Annotated in this window: 7 protein-coding genes; 6 read left to right on the forward strand and 1 reads right to left on the reverse strand. The window is 72.7% G+C overall.

Annotation, left to right across the window (positions count from 1 at the left end; genetic code table 11):
* Positions 1-128: 128 nt before the first annotated feature.
* Positions 129-3,242 carry a BTAD domain-containing putative transcriptional regulator gene (locus tag PJ985_RS20735; RefSeq protein ID WP_271685380.1) on the forward strand — a complete coding sequence of 1,038 codons (3,114 nt, stop codon included), beginning with the start codon at positions 129-131 and terminating at the stop codon, positions 3,240-3,242.
* Between the two features lie 148 nt (positions 3,243-3,390).
* Here PJ985_RS20735 and PJ985_RS20740 read toward each other — a convergent pair whose 3' ends face one another.
* A complete protein-coding gene (locus tag PJ985_RS20740) occupies positions 3,391-4,287 on the reverse strand; it encodes a Gfo/Idh/MocA family protein (protein ID WP_271685381.1) in 897 nt (298 codons plus the stop codon).
* A gap of 159 nt (positions 4,288-4,446) precedes the next feature.
* Between PJ985_RS20740 and glnII the strand changes: the two genes are divergently transcribed.
* The 5 genes from glnII to PJ985_RS20765 all read left to right on the forward strand — a co-directional run.
* Positions 4,447-5,466 carry a glutamine synthetase gene (gene glnII, locus PJ985_RS20745; RefSeq protein ID WP_271685382.1) on the forward strand — a complete coding sequence of 340 codons (1,020 nt, stop codon included), beginning with the start codon at positions 4,447-4,449 and terminating at the stop codon, positions 5,464-5,466.
* Positions 5,467-5,813: 347 nt separating this feature from the next.
* Positions 5,814-7,169 carry a sensor histidine kinase gene (locus PJ985_RS20750; RefSeq protein WP_333909880.1) on the forward strand — a complete coding sequence of 452 codons (1,356 nt, stop codon included), beginning with the start codon at positions 5,814-5,816 and terminating at the stop codon, positions 7,167-7,169.
* Positions 7,170-7,247: 78 nt separating this feature from the next.
* Positions 7,248-7,901 (forward strand): response regulator transcription factor, encoded by a 654-nt coding sequence (locus PJ985_RS20755; protein WP_271685383.1) that lies wholly within the window; start codon positions 7,248-7,250, stop codon positions 7,899-7,901.
* 296 nt (positions 7,902-8,197) lie between these two features.
* Positions 8,198-8,359, forward strand: coding sequence for a hypothetical protein (locus PJ985_RS20760; protein ID WP_271685384.1), 162 nt, complete (start codon positions 8,198-8,200; stop codon positions 8,357-8,359).
* Position 8,360: 1 nt separating this feature from the next.
* The coding region (locus tag PJ985_RS20765) for a peptidoglycan-binding domain-containing protein (RefSeq protein ID WP_271685385.1) at positions 8,361-9,104 on the forward strand (744 nt) is incomplete at its 3' end.

Below are 9,104 nucleotides of genomic sequence, written 5' to 3' on the forward strand. Positions count from 1 at the left end.
ATCGGTCGGAGCGCTGCCGGTCCGTCCGGCTCACCGCACTGTGCCTGTCCGCGCCGGCGGAACTCTGTCGGACCGCTGTCGGTCTCCGGGCAGCCGCTCCTCGAAGCCGCCTGGTTATTGTGCCGCCCATGTACTTCTCCGTGCTCGGCCCGCTCACCGTCCGCACGACGGACGGCGTCCCGGTGGCTGTCCCCGAGGCCAAGGTCCGCGCGCTGCTGGCCGCCCTGCTCGTCCACGCGGGTCAAGCGGTGCCGTCGGACCGGCTGGTGGACCACTTGTGGGGCGACCGGCTGCCCCGTGACCCGATCGGTGCGCTGCAGACGAAGGTCTCCCGCCTGCGACGTGCCCTGGCACGGGCCGAGACGGGGGCCGGCACGCTGGTGGAGTCGAGAGCACCGGGATATCTGCTGCGGGCCGGCCCGGGGGACGTGGACTCCCGCCGGTTCGCCGATCTGACCGCCGCCGCGTACGACAGCGCGGACCCTCGTACCAGATCGGACCTGCTGACGGATGCCCTGGCGCTGTGGAAGGGCGACGCCTTCTCCGACCTGCGGGAGGTCGAATTCCTGCACAGCACGGCCGACCGCCTCGAGGAGCAGCGGCTGACCGCGCTGGAGGTACTCGCCGAGGCTCGCCTCGAACTGAGCGAACACCACACACTGGCAGGTGAGCTCGGTGAGCTGGCGGTCCGGCACCCGCTGCGGGAGCGGTTGCGCGCCGCCCACATCCGGGCGCTGTACCAGGCCGGCCGGCAGTCCGAAGCACTGGCGGCCTACACCGGGTTACGCAAGCTGCTGGCAGAAGAACTGGGTGTTGACCCCAGCCCGGAGCTGGCTGCACTCCACCAGGCCGTCCTCGCCCACGACGAGACGCTGAGAGCGGCTCCCGGCAACCGGGGGCGGAGCGAGGGCGGCTCCCTGCCGGCTCCGCTCACGGCACTGACCGGCAGGGAGGACGCAGTGCCCGCGGTAAGTGCACTGCTCACCACCCACCGGCTGGTGACACTGACCGGTCCCGGAGGAGTCGGAAAGACCCGGTTGGCAGAGGCAGTGGCCGGCCGGGTGGCCGACGCCTATCCCGATGGTGTCCGGATGGCCGGCCTCGCCGGATCCACGAAGGTGGCCGAGCAGCTGAGCGCCGTCCTGGGCATACGTGAGGAGGGCGCCGGAGGACTGGAGGACGCCCTGCGCTCCCGGCGGCTCCTCCTGCTGCTGGACAACTGTGAACACGTCATCGACTCAGCGGCCGACGTCATACGACGGATCCTGGCCGCCGCTCCCGGGCTGAGTGTCCTGGCCACCAGCAGAGAGCCGATCGGGCTGGCCGGAGAGACAGTGTGGGCGGTGCCGCCCCTGCGACAGGCCGACGCCGAGCGGCTGTTCGCCCAACGCGCCGCGGCCGCAGCACCCGGATTCTCCGTCACCGAGCACAACGCGGCTGCTGTTGCGGAGATATGCCGCCGCCTCGACCGCATACCTCTCGCGCTGGAACTCGCCGCGACCCGCGTCCGCGCATTGGGCGTCCACGAACTGTCCGCCCGGCTGGACGACAGGTTCCGCCTGCTGGCCGCCGGCCACCGCGGTGCGCCCCCACGTCAGCGGACACTGCGGGCGGTGATCGACTGGAGCTGGGAACTACTGGCCGACGACGAGCGGACGGTGCTGCGCCGGCTGTCGGTCTTCACCGACGGCTGCACCCTCGAAGCAGCCGAGGCGGTGTGCGGCAATGAGCTGGACGTCCTCACTCCGCTGATCCGGCTCGTGGACCGCTCCCTCGTCACGGTGACCGACGGTCCCCGGTACCGACTGCCCGAGTCGGTGGCCGCATACGCCCTGGAACGCCTCGCGGAGGCGAACGAGTCCGAGGCCGTCGGACGACGCCACCACTCCTTCCACGCCGGGCTGGTCGAGCAGGCAGCGGCCCGGCTCCACGGCCCCGCGCAGCAGCACTGGCTGACACGCCTCGACCGGGAGAGCGCCAACCTCCGTACGGCTCTGGAATGGGCCGTGCGGCGGAGGGACGCGGCCGGAGCGGCGCGCATGGCGCTTGCCTCGACCTGGTACTGGTTCCTGCGCGGCCGCCTGAGTGAGGCCCAGCGGTCACTCGGCGAAACCTTGCGGATCACCGGCGACGACGCGGCCGGCCTGCGGTCCCGAGCCGCCCCGTGGTACGAGGCCTTCGTCCTGCTGGCCGGCGAGCCCTCGAAGGACCCGGCCCTCAGCCCCGAGGAGAGTGCCGGTGACCGGGACCTGCATGCACGGGCCGCGTGGTTCCTCGGCTACGCCTCCCTCCATGCCGGGGAGAACCTGGCCCGCAGCGAGGTTCTGGTGGACCGCGCCCTGACCGGCTTCCGGTCGTCCGGTGACCGCTGGGGAACCGCCGCTGCGCTCAGCACCCGGGCCGCCCAGGCGCTGCTGCGGGGCGACCTCACCACGCTGAGGCGCAGCGCGGCGGACGCCCACGCATTCTTCGAAGCACACGGTGACGCCTGGGGAGAGCTTCAGACCACGTATCCCCTGGCCGCACTGGCCACGATCACCGGTGACTACACCAAGGCCGCGCACCTGCATGAGCAGGGACTCCGCCTGGCCGAAGAACTGGGACTCTGGACAGACGCCGCCGACCGGCTCACCGGGCTCGGCCGCGTGGCCCTTCTGACCGGTGACTTCCCGCGGGCCGCCGGGCTTCCCAGGAAAGCCATGACTCTCGCTGCTGACCACGGCTACCCCGCCGGCGAGATCCACGCCGAGATCGGCCTGGCCCTCGGAGCTCGCCGCGAGGGCCACTTCGACCTCGCGGAGAGGCACCTCCGCAAGACCCTCGCCTGGCACCGCGAAGTCGACTTCGGACCTGGTCCCGCGCTCCTTCTCGCCGAACTCGGCTTCCTCGCCGAACAGCGCGGTGACGCCACGACGGCGCTCTCCCTCCACCGCCAGGGTCTCTCTGCCGCCCGCGACAGCGGCGACCCGCGGGCTGTGGCCCTCGCTCGGGAGGGCCTCGCCGGCGCCCATGCCCTCGCGGGCCGGCCCGTGCAGGCCGCCCGGCTCCTGGGCATGGCGGCCCGCGCCCGCACGCTGTCCGGCGCGCCACTGCCGCAGGCCGAGCGTGGCGACGTGGACCGCACCACTGCCCGCGTCCTCGCGGCACTGGGCAACGAGGTGTTCACCGCGGAGTTCTCCTCCGCGCGCGACGCCGCCTGCCCTCCGGGACGCTGCGACGGGCCGGGGAGTGACGTGGAATGACGGATCCGCCGCCGCACGGCCGGCTGACGCAAGGACCAGTCCAAGGAGGTTCCGTGCCGCCCGTCCGTTGCCGGGGTCGAGGTCGTCGCGCACGAGGGCGCTGATCCCGGCGCCCCGGGAGGCGGGCACCACGGAGGAGTCGGGCCTGTTACCGGTGGGTGTCCAGCGCTTCCTCGACCGCCACCAGGATGTCCGTCACGCGGCGTCCGAAGTGCACGTCGCACGGGTGGGAGGGGCCCCCGCCGGCCGCGGCGCGCAGGGCGTCGACCGCCCCGAGGAACGCCGTCGCCGGGTCCCCGGTCTCCCGGTCCGGCAATGCGGCGATGCCCGCGGTCCCCCGCAGCTCGGCGGTGACCGAGGCGGCCTGCGGCGGCATCGTGTGGCTGACCGTGACCGTGCTGGAGGCGCCGGACACGTGCCGCAGCAACAGGTGCACCGTGTCCCCCGGGCCCCGCGCGGCCCGCACCTCCCCGAGGTCGGCGACGTCGCCGAGGGGCGGCAGCAGCAAGGACAGGGCATGCGGCCCGATGTCCCACAGCGCACCGCGCTGCCTGCGCCAGGGCGAGGCCGCGTACGGGCTGTCTCCCCCGCCGAAGACGGGAGAGAACCACTCCGCGCGGCCGGTCAGCCACCCGCCCGCCGCGGTCTGCTCCTCGATCCAGGCGGCCGGGACGGACGCGAACCGCAGGGTGAAGAAGACCACCGAGGCGACGCCGGCCCGATCGGCCGCCTCGGCGAGCTCCCGGGCGCCCTGCGCGGTGGTGGCCACCGGCTTGTCCAGCAGCAGGTGGCAGCCCGCCTCGGCGGCTCGCACCGCCAGCGGAGCCTGCACGTCGGGCGGCAGGGCGAGCGCGACCGCGTCACAGTCGGCGAACAGGGCGTCCGGGTCCGCGTAGACCCGCGCGCCCAGCTGCCCGGCGAGCTCGGCCGCCGCCTCCGGGCGGCGGCCCCAGACCCCCACGAGCTCCGCGTCCGGATGCCGCACCAGCGCCGGACCGTGCGTGCGCAACGCCCAGGGCCCGGTGCCCAGCAGACCGAATCGCATAACGGATGACCTTCCCTCGGCGGAACGGCCAACCCTACCCAGCCCTCCGCTCGACGCGTTCACGGCCGCTTAACAACCGGGCAACAGCCGCGAAAAAGCGGCTGGAGACAGTGGCTGCAGCGCGACCGCACCCGCGAAGACCTCCCGAGGAGCACGACCGTGAGCTACAAGGCCGAATACATCTGGATCGACGGCACCGCGCCGACCGCCAAACTCCGCTCCAAGACGAAGATCCTCGCCGACGGTGCGGAGCCTCCGGTCTGGGGCTTCGACGGCTCCAGCACCAACCAGGCCGCCGGCCACGCCTCCGACTGCGTGCTGCAGCCGGTCGCCTCCTACCCGGACCCGATCCGTGGCGGGGACAGCCTCCTGGTCCTCTGCGAGGTACTGGACACCGACGGCACCCCGCTGCCGTCCAACAGCCGTGCGGAGCTGCGTCCCGTGGCCGAGAAGTTCGCCGGCCAGGAGCCGCTGTTCGGTATCGAGCAGGAGTACACCTTCTTCGAGGGCAACCGCCCCCTCGGCTTCCCCGTGGGCGGGTTCCCCGCCCCGCAGGGCGGCTACTACTGCGGCGTCGGCTTCGACGAGATCCACGGCCGCGACATCGTCGAGAAGCACCTGGACCACTGCCTGGCCGCCGGGCTCAGCATCTCCGGCATCAACGCCGAGGTCATGCCCGGCCAGTGGGAGTTCCAGGTCGGCCCGCTCTCCCCGCTCGAGGTCGCCGACCAGCTGTGGGTGGCGCGGTGGCTGCTCTACCGCATCGCCGAGGACTACGGCGTGTCCGCCACCCTCGACCCCAAGCCGGTCAAGGGCGACTGGAACGGCGCCGGCGCCCACACCAACTTCTCCACCCGTGCCATGCGCGAGGGCTACGACGCGATCATCACGGCCTGCGAGTCGCTGGGCAAGGAAGGCAAGCCCCTCGAGCACGTGAAGAACTACGGGGTCGGCGTCGAGGACCGGCTGACCGGAGCCCACGAGACCGCCCCCTGGGACAAGTACTCCTACGGTGTCTCCGACCGCGGCGCCTCGGTCCGCATCCCGTGGCAGGTCGAGCAGGACAAGAAGGGCTACATCGAGGACCGGCGCCCGAACGCCAACGTCGACCCGTACGTGGTGACCCGCCTCATGGTCGACACCTGCTGCACCGAGCTCGAGAAGGCCGGCCTCGTCTGACCCGGTGGCTCGTGCCGCCGGGCCTCCCCGGATCGGCCGGGACGAGCCACCGGCCCGCTGTACCACCGGGCCCGCCGGCCGCCGCTCCCACCTGTCCCGGGGGCGGCGGCCGGCGGGTCCGGAGCCGATGTCCCCCGCCGCGATCCGCAGCTCGGCGCGGCCGGTGGACACCGAGGGCGCCCGCCGCCACGACGGCGGGCGCCCTCGAGCCGTCCCGGTGGGCCCAGGTACACCCCCGGCCCGGGCCCTCACCCCCGTGACCGGCCCTCCGCCGGCCCGGCAGACTGGCACCGACGGGCACCGCGCACAGGCGGGGCGGACGCGGACCGGAACGGGGAACCACCAGCATGAGCACCGGAACAAGCAGGATGAGCGCCGAACGGCTGCGGCAGGCGCTGACGGCCGCGGCGCGAGGAGCGGCCCTGACGCTGCTGAGCGCGGCCGGGTCCCCGCTGCTCTTGGCTCTCATCGCGCTGTCGCTGTCCCTCATCCCGCTGGGCGTCGGCCTGTACACCACCCCGGCCGTCCTCGGTCTGCTCCGCGCGCACGCGGACCGGCGGCGGCACCTCGCCCAGCGCTGGTCCGGCGTCACCGTCCCGGACGACGGCCGGCCCTTCCCCCGGCGGACACGTCCTGGCTTCACCGGCCACGCCGCGCACACCTTCCGGCTCCTGCAGGACCCCGCGACCTGGCGGGACGCGCGCTGGCTGCTGCCGGACGCGACCCTCGGGTCCCTCCTCGCGCTGCTGCCCCCGGGGCTGCTCGCGCAGGGCGTCCTCGGCGTCGTCCTGGCGGCCGGGGGCTGGAGGCCGGTGGTCGAGGCGGACGGCACCCACTGGTACACCTTCCTCCCCGTCTCCTCGCAGACCACCGCCACTCTGGCGGGGCTCCTCGGTCTCGTGCTGATCACCCTGGGTCTGCGCTTCGGCCCCGCACTGGTACGCCGGCACTTCCTGCTCACCCGGGCCCTGCTGCTCCCCACCGGCAAGCAGGCGCTGACCCGGCGCGTCGAGCGGCTTCAGGAAACCCGCTACGACGCGGTGGACTCCTCCGCCGCGGAGCTGCGCCGCATCGAACGTGACCTGCACGACGGTGCCCAGGCCCGGCTGGTGGCGATGGGCATGAACCTGGGTGCCGTCGAGGCGCTGATCGGGAACGATCCCGAGCAGGCCCGGAAACTGCTGGCCCAGGCCCGGGAGAACTCCGCCGAGGCACTCAACGAGCTGCGCGACCTGGTGAGCGGCATCCACCCGCCGGTGCTTGCCGAACGCGGGCTGGGCGACGCCGCCCGGGCGCTGGCGCTGCGGATGCCGCTTCCCGTGGAGACGGACATCGACCTGCCGGGCCGGCTTCCGGAACCGGTGGAGTCCGCGGCGTACTTCTCGGTCAGCGAGCTCCTGACGAACGCGGTCAAGCACTCCGCGGCCGAACGGGTACTGCTCAGCATCGGCCACCGCCCCGAGGACCGCGCGCTGCGGATCTCGGTGCGCGACGACGGCCGGGGCGGCGCCGACGCCACGGGAGGCAGCGGCCTGCTCGGCATCGAACGCCGGCTGGGTGCCTTCGACGGCGTCCTGACCGTCAGCAGCCCGGCCGGCGGCCCGACCGTGGTCACCATCGAACTGCCCTGCACTCCGCTCACTTCCCGAGCCGGGGCCCCGGCCCCGGCCCCGGGTGACAGCCACGGGCCGGCCAGGGCCTGAGCGTAAGCTGTCCCGGGTGGACTGCCCCGCCCTTCCCGGCCCGTCCGCCGCCCGTCCCTTCCCCTTCACGGAGTTCCCGTGCGTGTCGTCCTCGCCGAAGATCTGTTCCTGCTGCGCGACGGCCTGGTACGGCTCCTGGAGGCCCACGGCTTCGAGATCGTCGCTGCCGTGGACAACGGCCCAGGACTGACCCGCGCGCTGGCAGAGCTGAAGCCGGACGTGGCGGTGGTCGACGTCCGGCTGCCCCCGTCGTTCACCGACGAGGGACTGCAGTGCGCGCTGCGGGCCCGTCGGGAACAGCCCGGGTTCCCGGTTCTGGTGCTCTCCCAGCACGTCGAGCAGCTGTACGCCGGGGAGTTGCTTGCCGACGGCCGCGGCGGGGTCGGCTATCTGCTGAAGGACCGGGTCTTCGACGCCGTCCAGTTCGTCGACGCTGTGCGCCGGGTGGCCGCCGGCGGCACCGCCATGGATCCGCAGGTCATCCAGCAGCTGCTGGCCCGGCGGAGCCGGGACTCCCCGCTGGACCGGCTCACCCCCCGGGAGCACGAGGTGCTCGAACTGATGGCCCAGGGCCGGTCCAACGCGGCCATCGCGGGACAGCTGGTCGTCACCGAACGGGCCATCACGAAACACACCGCCAACATCTTCATCAAGCTCGGCCTGCCGCAGTCCAACGACGACAATCGCCGGGTGCTCGCCGTCCTCGCCCACCTGGAGGGGCACCGGCCGTAACCGGCCGGGCCCGCCGACAGTCTCCGGGATCTCCCCACCTACGCGTGTAGATGTCATGAACACGCCTCTCCAGTACCGCCACATTGCAGGAGTCATGAAGATCTTGTGAGGGGGAATCAACCTTCGCAGCAGAGGAATCGGACGCCGGCACTCCGCCCGCAACAGGGCAGCGGGGCAAGGTAGTTCGGCTCCCCACCATGGGAACAGCAGGAGGAATCTTGACTGACAGACCATCACGCCGGGGCTTCCTCGGAGTCGCGGCAGCAGCCGTCGGGGGCGCGGTTGCACTACCCGTCATGGCCCAGACCGCCTTCGCCGGAGAATCCGGGGAGCTGCCGGTGGTGACCCATCCGCGCCACCCCGGAGCCGAGTACCCCACCGGCCCCGGCACCCTGGCGGCCTCCCGCGAGCCGCTGAACGCCAGCGCCGACTGCGGACTGCACGGAAGGACCGACTGACATGGCCATATTCGTCACCCGGTCCCAATGGGGCGCCCGCGCACCGCGCAGCCGCTCCACCAACATCACCCCGGGCAACGGCGGCGTCACGGTCCACCACGTCGGCGGATCGCGCGTGGCACGTGGCAATCACGCCGACTGCGCCGGTCAGGTCCGCGGTATCCAGAACTACCACATGGACACCAACGGCTGGGACGACGTCGCCTACTCCCACCTGGCCTGCGTCCACGGCTACGTCTTCCAGGGCCGCGGCGAGGGCTACCGCACGGCAGCCAACGGCACCACCTCCGGCAACCAGAACTGGTACGCCGTCTGCGGGCTGACCGGCGGCAGCTCCACCAACTACGACACCATCACCAACCAGCTCATCGACGCGTTCCACCTGGCCATCACCCGCCTGCGCAACCAGGGCGGCGCGGCCAGCCGCATCAACGGCCACCGGGATCACCTCGCCACCGCGTGCCCCGGCAACCTCTACGCCTACGTGCAGAACGGAGCCATGAACCCCGGCGGAGGAGGCGGTGCACCGCCATGGCCCGGGGTGTACTTCCGGCAGCCCCCCGTGTTCCGTCACGCGAGCGTCGGCACCTGGCAGTCCCGGATGAACAGCGCCCACGGCTTCAGCCTGGCCGTCGACTCCTCCTACGGGCCGGCGTCGGAGTCGGCCTGCCGCACCTTCCAGCGGCGCCGAGGGCTGTCCGTCGACGGCATCGTCGGCCCTGACACCTGGAACGCCACCTTCAGC

The organism is Streptomyces sp. ACA25 (assembly GCF_028200735.1).
In the GTDB taxonomy this organism is placed as follows: Bacteria; Actinomycetota; Actinomycetes; order Streptomycetales; family Streptomycetaceae; genus Streptomyces.

Bases quoted from the DNA above. Each gene is read 5' to 3' on its own strand.
- PJ985_RS20735 (WP_271685380.1), top strand. From the start codon at position 129: ATGTACTTCTCCGTGCTCGGCCCGCTCACCGTCCGCACGACGGACGGC.
- PJ985_RS20760 (WP_271685384.1), top strand. From the start codon at position 8,198: ATGGCCCAGACCGCCTTCGCCGGAGAATCCGGGGAGCTGCCGGTGGTG.
- PJ985_RS20750 (WP_333909880.1), top strand. From the start codon at position 5,814: ATGAGCACCGGAACAAGCAGGATGAGCGCCGAACGGCTGCGGCAGGCG.
- PJ985_RS20740 (WP_271685381.1), bottom strand. From the start codon at position 4,287: ATGCGATTCGGTCTGCTGGGCACCGGGCCCTGGGCGTTGCGCACGCAC.